This window comes from Streptomyces sp. NPDC048473 (genome assembly GCF_043200155.1).
Lineage (GTDB): Bacteria > Actinomycetota > Actinomycetes > Streptomycetales > Streptomycetaceae > Streptomyces.
In genome coordinates this window covers 424262-442998 of record NZ_JBICXE010000004.1, presented here as the reverse complement: position 1 = coordinate 442998, position 18737 = coordinate 424262, and the positions used below count along the sequence as shown (strand labels likewise).

The following is an 18737-nucleotide window of genomic DNA, read 5'->3' as shown; positions in this document are numbered from 1 at the left end:
CCGAGTAGTCCTTCATCGCCATCGGCGGTCTTCTCGCTTCCCTCCGGATCAAGCAGATCCAGTATCAGCGTGTCCACCACTCAGGGGGAGGCCCCCGCCCCCTCTCGGGCAGGGGCCGTTGATCCGGCGTGCCGAACCCTCCGTCACGGAGATCTCGCTCATCCCGCCGGCCCGGTCGCCACGAGCGTCGGCGAACACAGGGCGCCGGGCCCCGCTCGCCGCACGGACGTCGGACCGCCGCCCCGGGCCGGGATCCCTCGATCAGCGACCGGCCCCATGACTCCCGTCCGGCTCCTAATTTGGCGCTCTTGTTTGGCTCCTGTTCGGCTCCTGTCAGATTCCTGTCAGGTTCCCCGAGGTGGGACAACCGGTGATGACACGTCACCCTCTCCCCGGTGCGGGGGGTGCTCCTGGGATTCCTGGGGCGCTGAAGCATGACCAACGACGAGGAGACACCATCGTGAGACAGGTCTCACGCGCGCTGACGGCTGCCTTGGCGGTCGTGGCGCTGGCGGCGGGTGCGCCAGGGCCGGCGCACGCGCAACCGGCCGCCGAGTCCATACCCGGCGCGCCGCCGGGCGCCTCCGGGGAGCGGCTGCCGGAGGGGTGGCGTGTCGAGGGCGGGGAGCTGATCTGGAGCTCGCCCGAGCCCGTGGGCATGGGTGGCGCCCTGGTCGAGTTCCGCTCGGGGGAGCGGACCCTCGGCGTCCCGAAGCCCTCCCCCGACCAACGCACCTTCCGGCTCCGCCTCGACGGGGCGAGGGTCGGACCGGTGAGCGAACTCCAGGTGGTCGCCGGTTCGCGGCGGCTGGACGCCGCAAAGGCCGACCAGGCACCCGGTCAGCGGCGCTCGTCGGCCGCGGCGGTGCCCCAGGACCCGTTCCCCGCCAACCCGGTCGACCCCGGTGTCGCCGGTAAGTACCACACCACCAGTGGTGAGTACTCCCTGAAGTCGGTGAGGCTGCCGGGCTACGCCGAGCCCGTGGAGATGCGCGCCACGGTCGTCGGCCCGACGGACGCGCCGGGGAAGCGACCGCTGGCGCTCTTCGTCCACGGCCGCGGCGCCACCTGCTACGAGCCCGGCAAGAACAGCGCGGGCATGGAGTGGCCGTGCAAGCCGGGCAACAAGGAGGTCCCGAGCTACCGCGGCTTTCTGCACGACCAGAAGCTCCTGGCATCCCAGGGCTATGTGACGGTCTCCATCTCCGCGAACGGTGTCAACGCGCAGGACGGCCGCGCGGCCGACTTCGGGGCGCAGGCCCGTTCGTCCCTGGTGCGCCAGCACCTCGCCCGCTGGGCGGAGTGGGGTGCGAGCCCCGCGAAGGCCCCCGAGGCCGTGCGCGCGACGGAGCCCGCGGACCTCTCGAAGGTGCTCCTGGTCGGCCACTCCCGGGGCGGCGAGGGCGTCAACCGGGCGGCTCTCGACAGCGTCTCCCCGCCGCCGCCCGCCGAGGACGGCTACCGGGGACCGGTGGGCTGGCGGATCCGCGGCACCGTCCTGATCGGCCCCACCGACTTCGGCCAGAACCCCACGCCCGACGTGCCCTCCATGACCATCCTGCCGGGCTGTGACGGCGATGTGAGCGATCTTCAGGGCCAGATGTACCTCGACGGCACCCGGGGCATCGGCCAGGGCACGGCGCTGCACAGCGCTGTGTACATGGTCGGCGCCAACCACAACTTCTTCAACACGGAGTGGACGCCCGGCCAGGCCGAGGCCCCGGCCGCCGACGACTTCTGGGACGACAAGAACAACCCGGACCCGGTCTGCTCGACACGGGCCGAGACCCGGCTGAGCGCCAAGCAGCAGCAGACGGCGGGCGCCACCTACATCGCCGCCGCCGCGCGGCTCTTCCTCGCGGGCGACGACCGGGTCCGCCCGCTGCTCGACGGCTCCGACCGGCGCGCGCCCTCGGCCGATCCCGCCCGGGTGCTGACCCACGCCGTCGGCGGCAACCGTACTCCGGCGATCCGGCCCGACGACCCGCTCTCGGTGACGAACGGGCGCGTGTGCCAGCAGGTCACGACGAGCGCCACCCGGGCCTGTAGGCCTGACTCCGCCCCCGGTAAGTCGCCGCACTTCGCGTCCTGGGCGGGCACCACCAGTGAGCCGGGCCGCAACGCGGTCACGGCCCGCTGGACCAAGCCGGGCACCCCGGTCCGGCTGACGCCGGAGCGCGCCTTCTCGCTGGCGGGCTCCGACGCGCTCGCCCTGCGGGTGATGGTGCCGCCGAACACCCGGGGCACCCGGCTCGACGTCGCCCTCACCGACACCTCCGGCAAGCGGGTGGGGCTCGGTCAGGTCACCGTCGACGGCCTTCCCGGCTCCGACTCGACGGCCGCGTACTGGGCGCGTGAGGTCCGCGTCCCGCTGAAGGCCGCCGTCAGCGCCGGTGTCGACCTGAAGCGGACGCAGTCGCTGGAGCTCACCCCGCGCAGCGGCTCCGGCGAGCTCTGGCTGATGGACGCCTGGGGCTGGCGCCCCGGCACCCCGGCGGTACACCCCGTCACGCTCTCGCGTGTCGACATCGGCAGGCTGACGGTCAAGGAGGGCGACTCCGGCACCCGCACCTACCGCGTGCCCGTCCAAGTCACCGGCAAGGGCACCGGCGTGATCAAGCTCGCCGTCCGCGACCCGGAGACCCACAAGTCCACCGTCCGCACCGTGACGGTGAAGGCCGGTGGCTCCGTGGACGTGCCGATCACGGTCACGGGCAACTCCCGCTACAACTACGACCTCAGCCACGAGGTCGCGGCCAAGGCCGTGCGCGGCACGGCGGTCGGCGGCGCCTTCGGGGGCGTGCTCGTCGAGAACGACGACCCCATGCCCACGATCAGCGTGACCCCGGTCGCCGACTCGGTCGCCGAGGGCCAGAAGCTCACCTGGAAGGTGGAGCTCTCCCAGCCCGCCGACATCAGCTTCGAGACGCGGTTCGACCTCCTGCCGGTGCGCGAGGGCACGGAACTGTCCACGAAGGACGTCGACAAGGAGTGGCTCTCCAATCTCGGCGAGGCCGCCGACCCGGAGCGGCCTCTGTCCACGAACAGTCCCTCCCTCTGGGCGTCCGTCCCCAAGGGCGGGACGAGCACGGAAGTGTCCGTGCCCACGGTCACCGACGCACTGACCGAGTCGGAGGAGTCCCTGCGGATGCAGGTGTACGTCCTCAAGGAGTACGAGTGGATGGAGGGCCCCCTCCTCACGGGGAAGGTCACGGACGCGCGCCAGGGCTGACGCCCGGGGTCCACGTCCCGCGCTGACGGTGCCTGAGCGCACCACCTGGACGATGGCACCGGCCCCGCCACGGGGACCGGTGCCATCGGCGTGAAGGGGCCACGCGGGGGCCACGGAAACCCTCTTGCCGAACCGGATCGGGGTGGTGAAGCTCCTTGCGTGGTCCTGCCCTCGCGGCGGCCCCTGTCGTGTCCGGGGGTCCTACGCGTCGGCGAGCAGTGGGTCATAAGCGGTCGAGCGCCGGCGGCCCGACATGAAGGAGAGAAAGTCCTTCACGAACGCGCTGCGGGAGTACCTTGCGTCGGCGTCGGCCACCGTGCGCCGGAACCCGGTCCGGAACAGGGTCCGGTACTCGTCCGCGTCGATGAACTGGTTGCCGTCCGCGTCGGTGACGTCAAAGAGCACTTCGGCGACCCTGATCAGCGCGGGCCCGGCGAGGGAGGGGACAGCGGCGGTGTACTCCTCCTCGCTGATGCGGCCGTCGCCGTCGATGTCGAGGGCCGCCTGGAGTTCCCTCCACCACTCGGCATACGCGTTGTAGAGCCTGGTCTCCTCCGGTTCGTCCAGATCGAGGCGGGAGGACAACTCCCGGGCCATGGCGGCGAGATCGGGCCAGTCCAGGTAGCCGTCGCCGGTCTGGTCCAGCACCGCGGTGAAGAAGTCGTCAGCGCTCCGCTGCGACCCGGTTCCCTCGGCGGGACCGTGCTGCACGGCAAACGGCGTGACCAGCCGGAACAGGGCGCCGGCCTGCTTCATCCGGCCGCGCAGCGCGGTGAGCGTCGCGGCTTGAGCGACGTCGCTGTCCGAGGACAGGTAGAGCAGGCTGGTGAGGCCCTCGGCCCGGAGCCAGTTGTCGGGCAGGAAGCGTGCCAGGCCGGCGGCCACGTAGACGCTTTGCATCAGCGTCTGGGCGCCAGGAATTTCGGGCAGACCCGCCCGTCGGCGGAAAGGCTCGGGGAGGGACGCCACCGTGATCGTGCCGATGACCGGGCCTGCGAGCGCGCGGCCCGCCGCCCATACGGTGGGCAGGCCGTCCAGCAGGGGCGGTGCCGGGAGATGGTCGAAGAGCTTGTAGAGGATGATGCGCAGCGCCTCCGTGTCCTCCAGTTCCTCCTGGACCATGTGGTCGTAGTACTGCCAGAACTCCTGCAACGTGGGCGGCAGATGGCCGACCCCATCCCCCAAGGCTGCGAGGAATGCCTGGTATTCGGCGTAGAGCCGTTCCATGGAGGTCCGGTCGAGCGGCTGCCCGCTCAGTCGGCACATGGTGACGGAGCTCTCGAAGAGGGTCGCGACCACCCAGGCGCGGACCTGGGGGTCCATCGCGTCGTAGGGCCGGTCCTGTGCGTCGGTGCCGCTCAGCCGCGCGTGCAGGCGGTTGAGCCGCGCCGCCTCCCTTTGCCGCTCGTGATCGTCGGTGCCGAACATGCGCTGCAGGCTCACGAGGGTGTTGCGCAGCCGTCGCCACGGGTGCGCGACAAACGTCGAGTTGTCGATCAGGGCCGCGCCGATCTGCGGGTGGGCGGCCTCCAATACCGTGGCCCTGACCATGGCCAGCGCCCAGCGCGGATCGTTGAAGAACCGGTGGAACTGCGAGTCGGGACCGAACGGAGATCCGGACTGTGCTTCGGGGGTCGGCCGCGCGGGGTCACCGTGGTGATCGGTGGCTCCGGAACGCGTACGCCTGGGGCGGCTGCTGCCTGTGTCCGTCACTGGTGAGGTTCTCCGTTCGCGTGCGGCGTCACACCGCCGAAGCGGCGATTGCGTTGCTGGTAGGCGTGCAGGCACTCCAAGAAGTGCGGCGCACGGAAGTCGGGCCAGAGCACCGGCGGGAAGATCCACTCGGCGTAGGCCACCTGCCAGAGCATGAAGTTGGAGATCCGCTGTTCGCCGGACGTCCGGATGACGAGGTCCACATCGGGCGTGTCGGAAAAGGGCAGGTGAGCGGCGAAATGCTGCTCGTCGACGGCATCGGCCGGTACCCCGCTGCGGATGAGGGACCGCGCCGCCTCGACGATGTCCCTGCGTCCGCCGTGGTCGAACGCCACAGTCAGCGTCATGCCTCGGTTCGTGTTGGTCAGCGTCATCAGGTCGGCGAAGTCCCGGGCCAGCGGCCCGGGGATCCTCGGGTCCGCCACTCCGAGGAACCGGCAGCGGATGCCGCGCGCGTGCAGCAACGGGGCGTGTTTGCGCACTACGCGGCGCACCAGTTGCATCAGGAAGTCGATCTCGCTGCTCGGGCGTCGCCAGTTCTCGGTGGAGAACGCGTACAGGCTCAGCCACTCCACTCCCGACGTCCGCGCCGCCTCGATCACGTCGATCACCGTTGTTTCCGCTGCCCGGTGACCCGATGTGCGCGGTAAGGACCGCCGTGCCGCCCACCGGCCGTTCCCGTCCATCACGCACGCGACATGGCGCGGCACACCCCTGCGCCGGTCCTCACCGGTTGGGCGACGCGGAGGTGTATGGGCCGACGACGAGGCAGAAGTGCCGCCCACTCGTTCAACCGTCATCCGTGCTCCCCCGGCTGCCGCAACACAGTCCCCCTCCGCCTCACACCCACCCGCTGGCCGCAGCGCCTCCTGGCCGCAAGGCTCTGCCGCAGTGGGCCCGGACAGCACCCCGTTGTGTCCGGACTCTGCTGAGCGCGTTGCGCATCCGCCGGAAGCCTGTCGAGGCTGCGGACGGGTTTCGCTCCCGCAGACGGCGGACCGGCCTGCTCCGCCGGACGGTCCCGGGGGATCCTCCGCCGCAGCGCCACTCAGATCGACACTCAGCAGAGTGCCGGTGCCCGGCCCCGGGCACATCGCAATCTCCGCATATTCACCTGTAGTACGTCAGTCCGCTTTAACGACCTCGTGGTCGCGCCTTGACCGGAATCAGGTAGAACGGGACGCTTCGACACCGCCGGCACCCGACTCTGCTGTTTCGGCCGAGCCGGTTCTGATGACAAGGCCTCGTGGCGGCACCGAAGGCTCGACCTGCTGGGCGTTCCCGCATCGGCCATCCCTGTTGAGCCGAACGCGCGGATCCGTGCTGCTCGTCAGCAAGCCGTGCGAGGAGCGGCGGGCCTACGCGACTGCCCGCAGACTCTGGCCGGAAGTCGAGATCGTCAGCGCGTCAGCACCCATGACGCTCTCGGAATACGTCGACTCCATCAAGGACCCACGCCTTGTGCTGGACATGCTTGTTGGGGCTCAGCAGCGGCTGCTCATCCACCCGGAGCAAGGATTCATGATCAGGCAAGAGGTACCGGACTCCGTAGCTGCGGCCTACGAGCGCCTGTGTACCGAGGGGTTCACGAGCCGCCTCGTGCCGGCGCGTCAAGGGCCCCATGGGCCATGTGTGGGCCAGGCACCTGCACGTAAGCCCACCTTGAGGCGTCGTCGCAGGTCAGGTGTGGTGAAGTCGCTCCAGCCGCAGCGGTCTTGAAACCCGTCGCGCTCTCAGCTCGGTACAACTGTCCCTACTTCATCAAGGCGCTCCCGCCGCGCATGGCGCGGCGTCGCGCGGCCCGGTGGTCGGGCCGACGCTCCTGTCTTCGCTTCGCTCCGGCCCGGCCGACGTCGCCGCTCCGCCCGTCCACCTCATGTGCAACGACGCGCTCACCGGCGGCACATACGACATCGACGGCGGCCCAGCAGCTCCTCTCCCGCTGATTGTCCGGGGCATCAGGGCGCGGCACCCGGATCCACCGCCGCCGGCCCCTTGCACAGTCGCGCAGCCTTCGGCCGATGGCCTGACGTTCCCGTGCCCGGCGAGGTGACGGCTGCCGGACCGGGTAGGGGAATTCGTGCGTTCACCGTCGATGCAACTCGACCACCGGGCGGCCGCGGTTTCACGGGAAGCATGAAGATGATCAGCAGACGAACCTTCGGAATGGTCATCGGCACGGGAGCGGTTGCGGCCTCGACGGCCGGCCTTTCCGTGGCATGCTCGACTGCCATGTCCGGCGAAAACAATCATTTTCCGCAGACGGACGAGCAGGTAAAGGAAAACTCAGGGTTCGGCTCATTGAAGCAGGTCAGGGCCGGCGTCCTGAATGTGGGATACGCCGAATTGGGCCCGGCCCATGGCTCGGTGGTCGTTCTTCTGCACGGCTGGCCTTACGACATTCACAGTTACGTCGCTGTCGCGCCTTTGCTGGCGAAAAAGGGATACCGGGTCATCGTTCCGTATCTGCGGGGCCACGGCACGACGCGCTTCCTTTCGGGCAGGACGTTCCGGAACGCACAGCAGTCGGTATTTGCTCTCGACATCATCGCTTTGATGGATGCGCTGCGGATCGACAAGGCGATCCTCGCAGGCTACGACTGGGGATCGCGGACGGCGGACATCATTGCGGCGCTCTGGCCGGAGCGGGTCAAGGGCTTGGTCTCCGTGACCGGCTATCTGATCACGAACCTGGAAGCCAACAAGAAGCCGTTGCCGCCGAAGCTCGAGTCGGCATGGTGGTATCAGTTCTATTTCGCCACGGAGAGAGGCCGGCTCGGCCTCGAACAGAACCGGCATGATCTGGCGAAGCTGATCTGGAAGTTCAACTCCCCGACATGGGCTTTTGATGACGCCACGTTCGATCGCACCGCGGCAACGTTCCGCAATCCGGATTACGTCAGCATCGTGATCCACAATTATCGCTGGCGGCTGAGCCTGGCCAAGGGCGACCCCCGTTACGACGACCTCGAAAAGCGGCTCGCCGCAAGTCCCGTCATCACCGTGCCCACGATCACCCTCGACGGCGAGGCCGATCCCTTCACGCCTGCGGGCGGCGGCTCTTCCTATCGCGACAAATTCACCGGTCACTATGCGCACCGAACCCTGAAGGGTATCGGTCACAATCTGCCCCAGGAAGCGCCCCGCGACTTCGCGCAGGCCGTCGTGGACGTCGACCATTTTCCTGCAGCCGGGCGGACGTCATCTCCATGACGGCGGGATCGCGGGCCTGCCTCAGCCAGGGGCGGGTACGGAGGCGGAATTCCTCCGCAGTGGTCAGCAGGGCGTCTCCCGCGAAGTGAAGCGCAGTCAGTGAACGCTCGGCGGTATCCCCGGGGCCCGGCCCACGGACGACGGTGAACCAGGACGAACGGGGCCGTGCAGAGTTGAAAAGCGTGTTGGGGGCAACCCCTCACGAGTTCGAATCTCGTATCCTCCGCCATTGCTCTCACCGGGCAATACATCGAAGGGCCCCACCGCTTGCGGTGGGGCCCTTCGCGTCTCTCCGCCTCAGTTTCCGTCTCAGTTGGGGTCCGCGACCCACTCCGCGGGGTCCGAGCCGGTGTCGGGGCCTGCCTCCTCGGTAGCGTCCCAGAGCGCGTCACCGACCTGCTTGGCGACGTTCTTCAGCATGGGACCGGTGACGTGCATGTACCGGGCGCGCATCCGCGCCGAGCAGCCGGGCTCCCAGCCCATGATCGCGTCGACCACCACATCGGGGACTCCCAGCAGCAGGAGCACGGTCCCGGCGGTGTGGCGTGCGTCATGAAGGCGGCCGTCCCGCACGCCCGCGTCGTCCAGGAGCTTCTTCCAGTGGTGGTGGTCCGCATTCGGAATGAGCGGGCCCCCGGTCGGCTGCGCGAAGACGTACCCCTTGTCCTCCCACTCGTCCCCGGCTTGCTTCCGCTCCCACGCCTGGGCGTCCTGGTGCTTCCGGAGGAGCTCGATGGTCGGGTCCGGAAGCCCGATGGTGCGGCGGCCGGCACGCGACTCGGTGTTCTTGAACTCGCGGCGTCGGTCGTTTTGCTTCACGGAACGCCCTCGGCGGGGTTCAGCGGCACAGGGCGGTGTCCACGGCGCGTTCGAGATTCCTCCGGCCCGCCTCGTCGGTGAGCTGCATGGTGACCGCGACGTTGGTGGCGCGGCCGTCGTCGGTGGCGCCGCCCCGGGTCTCGTACCCCGGGAAGCTGCCGCCGTGGCCCCAGGAGAGGCCGCCGCACGGCAGCGGCCTGCTGACGAGTCCAAGTCCGTAGCGGGCGCCGGGGCCGAAGGTCGCTTCGGCGGGGACGGTGGAGCGCATCTGGGCGAGCTGGGCCGAGGGCAGGAGGCGGCCGGCCAGGAGTGCGCTGAAGAAGCGGTTGAGGTCGGAGCCGGTGGAGACCATCTGGCCTGCCGCCCAGCCCCAGGAGGGGTCGATCTCCGTGATGTCGCGCAGCGGCGCGTCCGCCGATTCCCGGTAGTAGCCGTGGGGGTGGGGCTCCCGGATGCTCGCGTCACCGGGGGCGGGGAAGTAGGTGTGGCGCAGCCCGGCGCGTCGGACGACGCGCCGGTCGATCTCCTCGGCCAGGGGGCGGCCGGTGACCTTCTGGACGATCAGGCCGGCGAGCACGTAGTTGGTGTTGCTGTACTTCCAACTCGTCCCGGGGGCGAAGTCGGCCGGGTGCTGGAGGGCTGTGGCGAGCAGTTCCCGGGGGGCGTAGTACCGGACGTCGTCCCCGAGGTAATTGCTGTAGTTGGGAAGTCCGCTGGTCTGCTGGAGGAGCTGACGGACGGTGATGCGCCGTCCGTCGATCCCCTCCCCACGGACGAGGCCGGGCAGGTAGGTGTCGACGGAGGCGTCCAGGTCCACCCTCCGCTCCGCGACGAGCTGGAGGACGACGACCGCGACGAAGGTCTTGGTGTTGCTGCCGATCCGCACCTGCCCGTCGACGGGTACCGGTGCGCCGGTGGCCAGGTCGCCGAGCCCTGCGGTGTAGGTCCGGGTGCGGCCGTCACGGTCCTTGACGCTCGCCAGCGCGGCGGGCATCCCGTCGTCGCGCACCAGCGCGTTCAGGGCCTGCTGGACGGCGTCCGGCCTGGCGGTGGCAGCAGCGGAGCCGGCGGAATCGGAGGCGGAGGCGGCGGGCGGGGCGAGGGCGCCCAGCGTCATGACGCCGATGGCCACCGCAGCCGCGGCCGACACGGCTCGTCGCCGCCTGCCGCCCTGCCACCGGGTCGAGGAACGAAGGCCCTGCCGGGTCTGAGCACGCATGAGTCAACTCCTGAGGAATCGTTTGGTCGGGGCACGATCCTGGTTTCCAGGGCCCACTGACCGCATCGCGGGAAGGCGGGAGAAATCGCTCCCCCGATCGGGGGAGGCTGCTGGTGGGCTGCCCGGCAATACTGGCGACCATGATCAGGGGAATTCGGCCGCTGCTGCGCGGCTCCACATATTCGGGTGTGCTGTTCGCCTATTGCGGCGCGCTGGCGAGCCTTCCGCTGCTGCCTTTCGCCCTGTTGCCGGCGCTGTCGTGGCGATCCGCTCCCGAGAGCGTGCAGTTGGTCCTGGTTCTGCTGATCTGGGCGGTACTGGTCGGCGTGGTCGGACTGGCGCGCCCCGTACGGCGGGCGCTCGTCGTGTCCGCCCGCCGGCTGCTGCAGGTGCCGCTGCCGAATCCGGTGGCCGGTCGCCGGACTTCCGGTTCACTCGGCCTCGACCGCTGGCGGACCCCGCTCTGGCTGGTGCTGCACGTAGCCGTCGGGTGGACGGGGGCGCTGGCGAGCGGGGTGCTGTTCATCATGGGCCTCTCCCTGCCGGGGAACTGGCTCGGCGGCGAGGCGCGGGCGAGTCTGTTCGGCACGTCGGTCCGGGTGTCGGGCGGGTGGAGCTGGGTGGTGGCGGCCGTGTGCATCGTGCTGGCGGTGGCCGTCTGCGTACTGGTGACGAAGGCCCTGCGGTGGTCGGCGCCGCGGCTGCTGGGGCCGTCGGCGGCCGAACGGCTCGCGCTGGCTGCCGAGCGGGAACTGCTGCTGGCCGAACGCAACCGGATCGCCCACGAGTTGCACGACTCGATCGGGCACACGCTGACGGCGGCCACCATCCAGGCGGCGGTGGCGAGCGAGGTACTCTCCGCCGACCCGGCGGCGGCGCGGGCCGCCATGCGCAGCATCGAGGAGTCGACGCGGGCCGCGCTGGAGGACCTGGACCACGTGCTCGGACTGCTGCGCGAGGAACAGTCGGGGACGGCGCCGACCCGGACCCTGGCCGACCTCCCCGAGCTGCTGGACCGCCTGCGGCACGCGGGGGCGGTGGTGGAACCGGAGCTGTCGGGCGAGCCGGCGCAGGTGCAGGGGACGCTCTCCCGGGCGGCGTACCGGATCCTCCAGGAGGGGCTGACGAACGCGCTGCGCCACGGGGCGGGCGGCCCGATCGAGGTCCGGGTGGCGGCCGGGCCGGACAGACTGGATCTCACGGTGGTCAACCGGACCGGGGCACGGACGGGCCAGGGCCCGGGGGCCTTCCCGACCTCCGGCCACGGCCTGCCCGGACTGGCCGAGCGCGTCCGGCTGCTGCACGGTGAGTTCCAGGCCGGTCCGGACGGGACGCAGCACTGGCGGCTGGCCGTCCGGCTGCCGGTACGGGTGTCGGCGTGAGTGGATCCGACGCGGGCGAAGGCATGGCCCTCCCCGCCGTCACCAGCCCCGCCGTCACCCTCCTGATCGCGGACGACGACGAGGTGACCCGCAGCGGCCTGCGCATGCTGCTCGCCGCACAGCCGGGGATCACGGTGGTCGGCGAGGCCGCCGACGGCGTCGAGGCGGTCGAACGGGCGCGGAGCCTGCGGCCGGACGTGGTCCTGATGGACGTCCGGATGCCGCGTCGCAACGGGATCGAGGCCACCCGCCAACTGCTGGCCGAAGCGGCCGACCCGCCGAAGGTCGTGGTCATCACCACCTTCGAGAACGACGGCTACGTCACCGCCGCCCTCAGCGCGGGCGCCAGCGGCTTCGTCCTCAAGCGCCTCCCGGTCCGCCAGATCGCCGAGGCGGTCCGGGTGGTGGCGGCGGGCGAAGCGGTCCTCTTCCCGGCCGCACTGGGCCGCATGGTTGCCGCCCGCCCGCTGGGCTCCGCCGAGGCCCTGCCGCAGGCCGCCCTGACGTGCCGGGAGGAGGAGGTGCTGCGCCTGATGGCCACCGGGCTCTCCAATCCGGAGATCGCGGAGTCCCTCACGGTGAGCCTGGAGACGGTCAAGACCCACGTCGGAAACGTGCTGGCCAAGCTCGGCGCGCAGAACCGGACCCATGCGGTGGTGATCGCGTACGAGTCCGGCCTGGTGGTCCCGAGCTTCGCCGGCTGACCGGCTTCCGCTCCTCTTCGCGGTCGCCCGCAGGCTCAGTACCGGCCGCGACGTAACTCCGGATCGATCACCTCCGCGGACCGGATGACGATGCCGGTGAGGTGAAGCAGCGCCAGGCAGATGACGAAAGAAGGGCCCCACCGCTTGCGGGTGGGGCCCTTCTACGTTTTCCGGACATGCAGTCCCCGGTAATCCGTCTCGGTTCCACGAGTTTCAACCGTCGCTGAATCTCCGAGATCGAGAGGATCCGCCGGGGGCCTGGCCAGAGCCAACGAGTGGGTCACTCGGTTCGGCGAACGTCTTCGCCGACGGTGCGGCTCGCTCCGGTTTTCTGGTGTATTGAAGATTCTCCTCCCTATTTCTCAAGGGTCAAGGGTTTTTACACCTTTTCTGACAAAAGTCCGGTTGTCGACGCCCCGCAGCCGGCTGTATCCGCGGGCTCCGAAAGCCGTTCCCGCCCGTCAGCGGCTGTCGCCCCGCAGGATGCGAGCGGCACGGGCGTCGAGTTCGGCCCGGAACCGGCCGGCTCGTTCGGCCTGTTCCAGGCGGTAATGGTGTGCGAGGCGGTTCATCCGGTCGGTGGCTTCCTGGTTGATGCGGTGGCGCTGGACCTCGTGTTCCATCGCGGCGCAGGCGTGCTGGATCTGGAGGTCCTCCGAGTGAAGGCGGCGACCCGTTTCGAAGCGGCCGGTGAGGAGGCGGTCGTATGTGGTGGAGCCGCTCATCAGCTTCGCCAGAACGGGCATGGCGTCCACCACGAGGAGCAGGGCATGCAGCAGGAGGGCCACGAAACCGGCGTACCAGTCCGACCAGGCAACGGCTCCCAGGGCATGGGCCCGGGTGAGGATGCCGTCGTCGTCGAGATCCGCCGAGCGTTGTTCGGTCTTGGTGTCGATGCGTCGCTGGAGAGCGGTCTGGTACGTGTCGTCGGCCGTGTCCACCCTCGCCGCCAGGGTGTGGTCCTTTTCGACGAGAGCCGACAGTTCGCCCTCATACTTCTTGATCTTGCTGGTCGTGCGGTAGGACGAGGAGTCCGCGCGGGCCCGCTCACAGGTCTCGCTCACGTCGGCGACGCCGTTCCACCAGATCCACTTGTTCCGGGCGCACTCGCGCCGCTCGGTGGCCATCTTGGTGTTCAGGGTCTTGTTGATCCGGTCGACCTGGGTCTGGAGTTCCTTGGTGCGGGCGGCGTTGCTCTTGATCTGTCCCCTCAGCATCGCCGGGGAGCCGGGCACCTTCAGCTGGTAGCCACCGCATTCGGGGCGAGCGGTCGTCTCCTTGCCGTCGGACGGGTTGCAGGAGACGAGCATGCCCCGGTATTCGGCCGCCTTCCGCTCGTTGCCCACCGCGATCTCCTGGCGGATCTCCTTGTCGAAGATCTGGAAGAGGAGAGGCTCGGCGATGAAGAGTCCGAGAAGCACGGAGAGCACGAGGCGGGGCAGCAGGACCCGCAGCGGGCTCTTGGCCGGTATGCCATGGGTGCTGGATACCAACCAGCCGTCCAGAGCAAGGACCACCCAGAACCAGACCAGGGCGACCAGGATCACGACCGCCAGGGGAAGCTCACCGCGGAACGTGGCGAGTGCCAGAGCCATCGAACCGCCGCCGAGCAGAGCGGTATTGACGACGATGGCGCCGTACCAGGTGTAGCGGGTGCGTTCCTCCGGCACCCAGTCCAGTACGTCCTCACGAATGCCGATCAGACGGCGCAGCGCTGCCGCCGGGCCCCGGGCCGGACGCGCCGGGCGGAGGGCCAAGGGTTCCTCGGTGAGCGGGGCCCTGTCGGCCGTCCGGACCGGGGCATCAGTCGACACGTCGCTCCTCCATTCCGGCGTCGCCGATGTCGGAGTCGCTGTCGGAGTCGCTGTCGGCACCCCCGGCCTCGCGGTCCAGCCGCTCCGACGTCACCTTCTGTACCTGTACGTCGTCGCCTCCGCCCTGTCCCAGGGCCGGGGCCTGGGCTCCGGGCTGGGGGATCTCCCCCACGCTGTTGATGAGCGCTCCCACATCGACGGGGACATCGTCTCCGTGACCCCGGCTGATTGCCCGTACCCTGAGGTCGTGCTGCGCCTGGAGCACCTGTTCCCGCCACTCGCGCTGCTCCTGGCGCTGGACCTGGGTGTCCTCCCGCTCCTCCTGCCGCCGGCGCTGCTCGGCCTCACGCTCCTGCTGCCGAAGGTGCGCGTTCTCCTGCCGCTGGACGGTCGCGTCCTCGCGCCTGTCCTTGCGGGTCAGTTCCCTGATCCGGTCGTCCCGTTCCAGGCGCAGGCGCGTGTCCTCCCGGGCGAGGGCGGAGCGTCGTTCCAGGTGCTCCCGCTCGTGTTCCCGCAATGCGTCCCCCCGTTCGTCGCGTCGTTCCTCGGCCGCGCGCAGCCTCGCGGCGAGTGTGTCGGCAGAAATGTCACCGTTCCGGTAGGCGTTGAAGTCGGCGGCGATGGGGTCGTCGCCGATGATCCGGAGGTCTTCGACCGTCTGATTCCTGACGAACCCGTTGCGCTTCGCCTCCAACATGAGCTCGTGGTCCTGCCCGTCGGCGCTGACTCCGCGCTCGTACTGATCGCGCAGCTTCTCGTACTGCTGACGGTGCTGTTCCTCCATAAGGGCTTGCTCCTGGCGGTGCTGCTCCTCGATGAGGGCCTGCTCCCGCCGGAGTTCTTCGAGCAGCCGCCGCTTCTCGTGCTCGGCCCTGGCCCGCTCCTTCTCCAGTTCCTCCTGGAGGCGGTCCTTCTCCCGGGCACGTCTGGTCTCCTCGACCTCGCGCACATGCGCGGCGAGCTCCTCGGGGGTGAGGACATCGACGGCGAACGGCAGCGCCTTGAGACCGGAGACACGCGGCGGCTCCATGTCCAGGAAGGCGGTCAGCCGGGCATCGATCCTCCGGCGCACCTCGGTCGACTCGACGACCGGAAGACCGCTGCCTTCCTCGGTGAGGCCCGGGATGCTCCGGAGGTAGCCGGACAGCAGCGCCTCCACATCGGTGACGCCGTCCCGTACGACCGCGGCCGCGTCCGTGACGGTGCAGTGGAAGGTCACCCGCAGAGTGAAGTCGCCCGCCTCGGCGGACGGGATGCGCATCTCCACGACGACGGGCACACCGGCCCGCCGGTCGACAACGGTGACGGAGCTCGCGGCGATGACGACGCTGTCGTCGACCCCCAGCCGGCCGTGGTCCTCGATGTAGTCCTCACCGGCACGGAAGACCCGGACCTGGTGCGCGGCGAGCCGGGGAAGATCGTCGTCGTCCCTGCTCGGACGCTTGTGGAGCCAGTTGCCGCGTTGCAGCGGTCGGCCGTAGGACCGCTGCTCCACGAGGGGATATCTCTCAGGCATGCCTGTCAGTCCTTCATGCTCAGAACGGCGGTAAGGAAGATGTCCGTCAGTTCGGCTGTGATGTCGCCGGCGCGGGCCGAGGACGGCCTCAGCACGGCTTCCAGGAGCGGGCGTTCGTCCGGCGGCAGGGCGGCGCCCACTTTCCTGCCGAGGTGCTCGGCGACGGCCGGCGGCTTCTCGCAGGTACTGTTCAGCGCGCGCAGAGTGTCGCGCAGGGCCCGTAGCGCCGAGCTGCGACGAGGGCGGTTACACAACGTACCCGCCCACAACTCACCTAATTTGCCCAGCAGTTGTGGCTGCCGTTCGGCCAGTACGGCGCAGGCGGGGTGTCCCGTGCGCAGGTCGCGTACCGCCAGGACGGCCACGACGGTGTCGAAGGTCATCTCCTTCAGGCGAGTGGCGACCACGGTCCTGCGCTGTTTGCGCAGCCGGTACACGAGGACGTCGAGGACCACGCCCGCGTCCTCCCGGCACTCCGTCAGCACGGCGACGAGGCCCGCCATGGAGACCATCGCCTCTTCGGAGCTGCTGCTCCCCTGGCTGATCAGATGCCACAGCCACTTGACCGCATCGGTGGGGAAGCGGACTCCCAGTTGTCCGCTGAAGGCCAGCATCGCCGTCGTCCGAAGTCCGGGGTCACGTGACTGGGCCCAGCCTCGGGCAAGGGTGAGTGCAGTGGCACCGAGGGTTTCGTCCAGGCACATCCACCACAGGACAAGAGTGGCCATGGACCGCCCCTCGTGGCCCGCGGCACCCCGCGCCCAGGGGTACAGATAACAGTCCGCGACCTCGTCGAAGGCGGGACGCGCGAGCAGAGCGAGCCCGGAGGCGATGGACATCTGGAGTTCGGGGTCCGGGTCCGCGAGTGTGAGTTCGGTCAGCCAGTCGCGCACTCCGTTCCAGTACAGGGTCGAGTGATTCGCCCATAACTCCTCCAGGACCCACTGCCGGTACGGCGGGGTGGCGAAGACCACGACGGCCCGGGCGAGCGAATCGTGTGTCTGCTCCTCGGTGGTGACCAGTTCGTTCCGCATCAGGGAGCGCCGGCGGTCGATAACCGGCCGGGGTACAGCGGCGGCTTCCGGCATGCCATCCGAGGAGGCTTCCGAAGTGGCGGGAGCCGCGGGCGGCGGCTGCGGAAAGGCGGGGACGAGACGCGGCTCCAGCAGTTCCTGGTACGACTCGAAGGCGCGGCGGCCGGCGCCGGTGGCGAAGGCGAGTGTGGTGACCTCGGCTATCTCCTGCAGCGAATGGTCGCCCGCGAACCAGTCGCGTACGGGCCGGGCCGCGCTGCTGCCGTACCCCTGCCAGGCGCTGTCAGGATCGGCGCCCTGGGCGATCCGCCCGGCCGCCACGGCGACCTCCGCAATCCGGCACCCGGCGGGCAGCAGGCCGACTGCCTCCTCGACGACCGACTGGGCACATCCTCCTTTTAGAAGTCGCAGCCGCAGCGCACCCGCCAAGTCAGGTGCCTGCCACGGCACATGCCGTACGGCTTCAGGCGGCGCCCCTTCGACTTCGTGGATCGTGGTGACCACCAGGTGCGCGCCCTTGCCGCGCACCTGGTCCCGCACTCGCCGCCAGTCGAAGTCCGCCTTCCCCGCCGAGCCTTCGTTCATCCGGTCGAGCAGCACATAGCCGACGCCCCTCTCAAAGGCGCGCTCGGCAAGCTGCTCCAGACTGAGATCCGGGGAGAGCACCACGTACTCCGCGCCTTCGGCGACCTCCTTGAGGAGGGCGACCGCCCCCGAGCGCTTGCCCGATCCCGGTGGTCCGACCAGGACCACCACGCTGTCCGACTGGAGCGCCGTCACCGCGCCGTCGAAGCAAGGGGGTTCGACATAGGACTCCAGGAGCAGGTCGGTCTCCCCGGCATCGAGCCACCCCGTGGCCCGGCGGCGACCGCCCGGGGAAGCCGCGCCGCCGATACCGAAGTGCGCCTGCGGGGCGTTCAGCGCTCCGTAGAAGAACTGGTTGACGTTGTTGTGGTGGACCGAGGCGGGCCGGTCGGCATCGGCATCCCCGGGAGGAGGCGGCTTCTCGTGGCCCCGGGGGCCGCTGGGGCCCTCCGCGGAGGTGTCAGGCCCGGGCGTCGCGTCGGCATCCCCCTCTTCGGTGGCGGCGGCCGCCGGCTCGGCAGTCTCCTGCTCCGCCTGGGCCGGCCCCTCCTGCTGTTCGCGCTGTTCCTCGTTCATCCCCGACCGCCATCTGAAGTCACTTTGAGACTCCGAAGACGGCGCCCTCGGCATTGACGGTTCCATAGAACCGTTGAACTACCGTGTCTGCCCGGCCAGTTGGGGCACCCTCGGATGGTTCGGCGGCCGCCTCAACTGCGCCGCTTCCGCGCGAACCGGCGGGATCCTCCGGGCCACTCGAACCGGCGCCCTCCAGATCAAACCCTCGTACGTCATAGCCGGGCACCCAGATCTAGGCCCGCCCCGAGTACTCCTTCTCCTTGATCCGCACCTCCCGGAACTCCTCCGCCCGGATGGTCGTGTACGCCTCACGGACCACGTCGTTGAAGACGGTGGCCGAGATCGCGACCGCCAGGCAGGCGCCCGATGCCGAGGCGAGGGCTGTACGCAGCGCTGCGCTGTCGCGGATCCGGCCGATCTCGACCGGGGCTTTGCCGACGAAACCGTTGGCTCCCGGCGAAGCCGTGCCGAAGTGCACCGCCGCCCGGAGTCTGAGCCACGCCTCCTGCACGCGCCCGTGATTGAAGGCCCGCAGACCGGTGTCCAGGGCGCGCATGAACGTGTCGACCAGCGCGGGCTCGGAGGCACCCTCGGGCAGGACCGCGAACACGGAGTCCCCGGCTTCCTGTGTCACCCACCGTTCACGGTCCAGTCCGGCCGCGTCGGCCGCCTCGCCGAGCAGCCGCAAAATGGCCTCCTGGAACTGGGTCTGCATCAGTACATCGACGCCGCCGTACCCCTTCGCGTCGACCGCCAGAAGCAGTCTGCGTCCGAACGTCGCCATGCCGCCCGGTCCACCCACGTTGTTCACTGTCATGACACCCCTCGTGTGCGCGCTTCAGGGAGGGAAAGGATGCCGTATGGCTCAACTCCCATGCCAATAAACGGAGTTACTACTCATCCGTAAAGAACACCCGAGGCGCTCTCGTG

Annotated in this window: 12 protein-coding genes and 1 pseudogene; 5 read left to right on the top strand and 8 right to left on the bottom strand. The window is 69.7% G+C overall.

Annotated elements, in window-relative coordinates:
- Positions 1-460: 460 nt before the first annotated feature.
- Positions 461-3232 (top strand): hypothetical protein, encoded by a 2772-nt coding sequence (locus ACGFU7_RS10525; RefSeq protein ID WP_393694252.1) that lies wholly within the window; start codon positions 461-463, stop codon positions 3230-3232.
- Between the two features lie 201 nt (positions 3233-3433).
- On the opposite strand, the gene ACGFU7_RS10520 is transcribed toward ACGFU7_RS10525, so the two are convergent.
- Together ACGFU7_RS10520 and uppS are read right to left on the bottom strand one after the other, a co-directional pair.
- The gene (locus ACGFU7_RS10520) at positions 3434-4945 is read right to left on the bottom strand and encodes an oxygenase MpaB family protein (RefSeq protein ID WP_393694250.1); all 1512 of its coding nucleotides are present in this window, start codon (positions 4943-4945) and stop codon (positions 3434-3436) included.
- On the bottom strand, positions 4942-5745 hold the full coding sequence (uppS, locus tag ACGFU7_RS10515; protein ID WP_393694248.1) for a polyprenyl diphosphate synthase: 804 nt from the start codon (positions 5743-5745) through the stop codon (positions 4942-4944). The genes ACGFU7_RS10520 and uppS overlap by 4 nt, the downstream gene beginning before the upstream one ends.
- Positions 5746-6192: 447 nt before the next feature.
- Between uppS and ACGFU7_RS10510 the strand changes: the two are divergent.
- Together ACGFU7_RS10510 and ACGFU7_RS10505 are read left to right on the top strand one after the other, a co-directional pair.
- Positions 6193-6556 (top strand): annotated as a pseudogene (locus ACGFU7_RS10510) (YdcF family protein); the annotation flags it as partial.
- A 531-nt stretch (positions 6557-7087) separates the two neighbouring features.
- The gene (locus ACGFU7_RS10505) at positions 7088-8158 is read left to right on the top strand and encodes an alpha/beta fold hydrolase (RefSeq protein WP_393694283.1); all 1071 of its coding nucleotides are present in this window, start codon (positions 7088-7090) and stop codon (positions 8156-8158) included.
- A 309-nt stretch (positions 8159-8467) separates the two neighbouring features.
- Here ACGFU7_RS10505 and ACGFU7_RS10500 read toward each other — a convergent pair whose 3' ends face one another.
- Entirely contained in the window at positions 8468-8977 is a 510-nt protein-coding gene (locus ACGFU7_RS10500; RefSeq protein WP_393694247.1) for a tyrosine-type recombinase/integrase, read from the bottom strand.
- 19 nt (positions 8978-8996) lie between these two features.
- Positions 8997-10196: a serine hydrolase domain-containing protein gene (locus ACGFU7_RS10495; protein ID WP_393694245.1), complete on the bottom strand. Its 1200-nt coding sequence runs from the start codon at positions 10194-10196 to the stop codon at positions 8997-8999.
- Between the two features lie 140 nt (positions 10197-10336).
- On the opposite strand from ACGFU7_RS10495, the gene ACGFU7_RS10490 reads away from it, so the two are divergent.
- Both ACGFU7_RS10490 and ACGFU7_RS10485 read left to right on the top strand, forming a co-directional pair.
- Complete coding sequence (locus ACGFU7_RS10490; RefSeq protein ID WP_393694243.1) at positions 10337-11578, top strand: sensor histidine kinase; 1242 nt, start codon at positions 10337-10339, stop codon at positions 11576-11578.
- Positions 11579-11601: 23 nt separating this feature from the next.
- Positions 11602-12282, top strand: coding sequence for a response regulator (locus tag ACGFU7_RS10485; protein WP_393694281.1), 681 nt, complete (start codon positions 11602-11604; stop codon positions 12280-12282).
- 461 nt (positions 12283-12743) lie between these two features.
- Here the strand turns inward: ACGFU7_RS10485 and ACGFU7_RS10480 are convergent, their stop codons facing one another.
- The 4 genes from ACGFU7_RS10480 to ACGFU7_RS10465 form a co-directional block, all read right to left on the bottom strand.
- A complete protein-coding gene (locus ACGFU7_RS10480; RefSeq protein WP_393694241.1) occupies positions 12744-14096 on the bottom strand; it encodes a DUF4407 domain-containing protein in 1353 nt (450 codons plus the stop codon).
- Positions 14086-15612, bottom strand: coding sequence for a hypothetical protein (locus ACGFU7_RS10475; protein WP_393694240.1), 1527 nt, complete (start codon positions 15610-15612; stop codon positions 14086-14088). The genes ACGFU7_RS10480 and ACGFU7_RS10475 overlap by 11 nt, the downstream gene beginning before the upstream one ends.
- Before the next feature lie 5 nt (positions 15613-15617).
- A complete protein-coding gene (locus ACGFU7_RS10470; protein ID WP_393694238.1) occupies positions 15618-17807 on the bottom strand; it encodes a hypothetical protein in 2190 nt (729 codons plus the stop codon).
- Positions 17808-18039: 232 nt separating this feature from the next.
- Entirely contained in the window at positions 18040-18624 is a 585-nt protein-coding gene (locus ACGFU7_RS10465) for a hypothetical protein (RefSeq protein WP_393694236.1), read from the bottom strand.
- Between the last annotated feature and the right edge of the window lie 113 nt (positions 18625-18737).

Excerpts from the sequence above, each read along its gene's own strand:
- ACGFU7_RS10495 (WP_393694245.1), bottom strand. The coding sequence starts at position 10,196 with ATGCGTGCTCAGACCCGGCAGGGCCTTCGTTCCTCGACCCGGTGGCAG.
- ACGFU7_RS10475 (WP_393694240.1), bottom strand. The coding sequence starts at position 15,612 with ATGCCTGAGAGATATCCCCTCGTGGAGCAGCGGTCCTACGGCCGACCG.
- ACGFU7_RS10465 (WP_393694236.1), bottom strand. The coding sequence starts at position 18,624 with ATGACAGTGAACAACGTGGGTGGACCGGGCGGCATGGCGACGTTCGGA.
- uppS (WP_393694248.1), bottom strand. The coding sequence starts at position 5,745 with ATGACGGTTGAACGAGTGGGCGGCACTTCTGCCTCGTCGTCGGCCCAT.
- ACGFU7_RS10470 (WP_393694238.1), bottom strand. The coding sequence starts at position 17,807 with ATGAACGAGGAACAGCGCGAACAGCAGGAGGGGCCGGCCCAGGCGGAG.
- ACGFU7_RS10505 (WP_393694283.1), top strand. The coding sequence starts at position 7,088 with ATGATCAGCAGACGAACCTTCGGAATGGTCATCGGCACGGGAGCGGTT.
- ACGFU7_RS10485 (WP_393694281.1), top strand. The coding sequence starts at position 11,602 with ATGGCCCTCCCCGCCGTCACCAGCCCCGCCGTCACCCTCCTGATCGCG.
- ACGFU7_RS10490 (WP_393694243.1), top strand. The coding sequence starts at position 10,337 with ATGATCAGGGGAATTCGGCCGCTGCTGCGCGGCTCCACATATTCGGGT.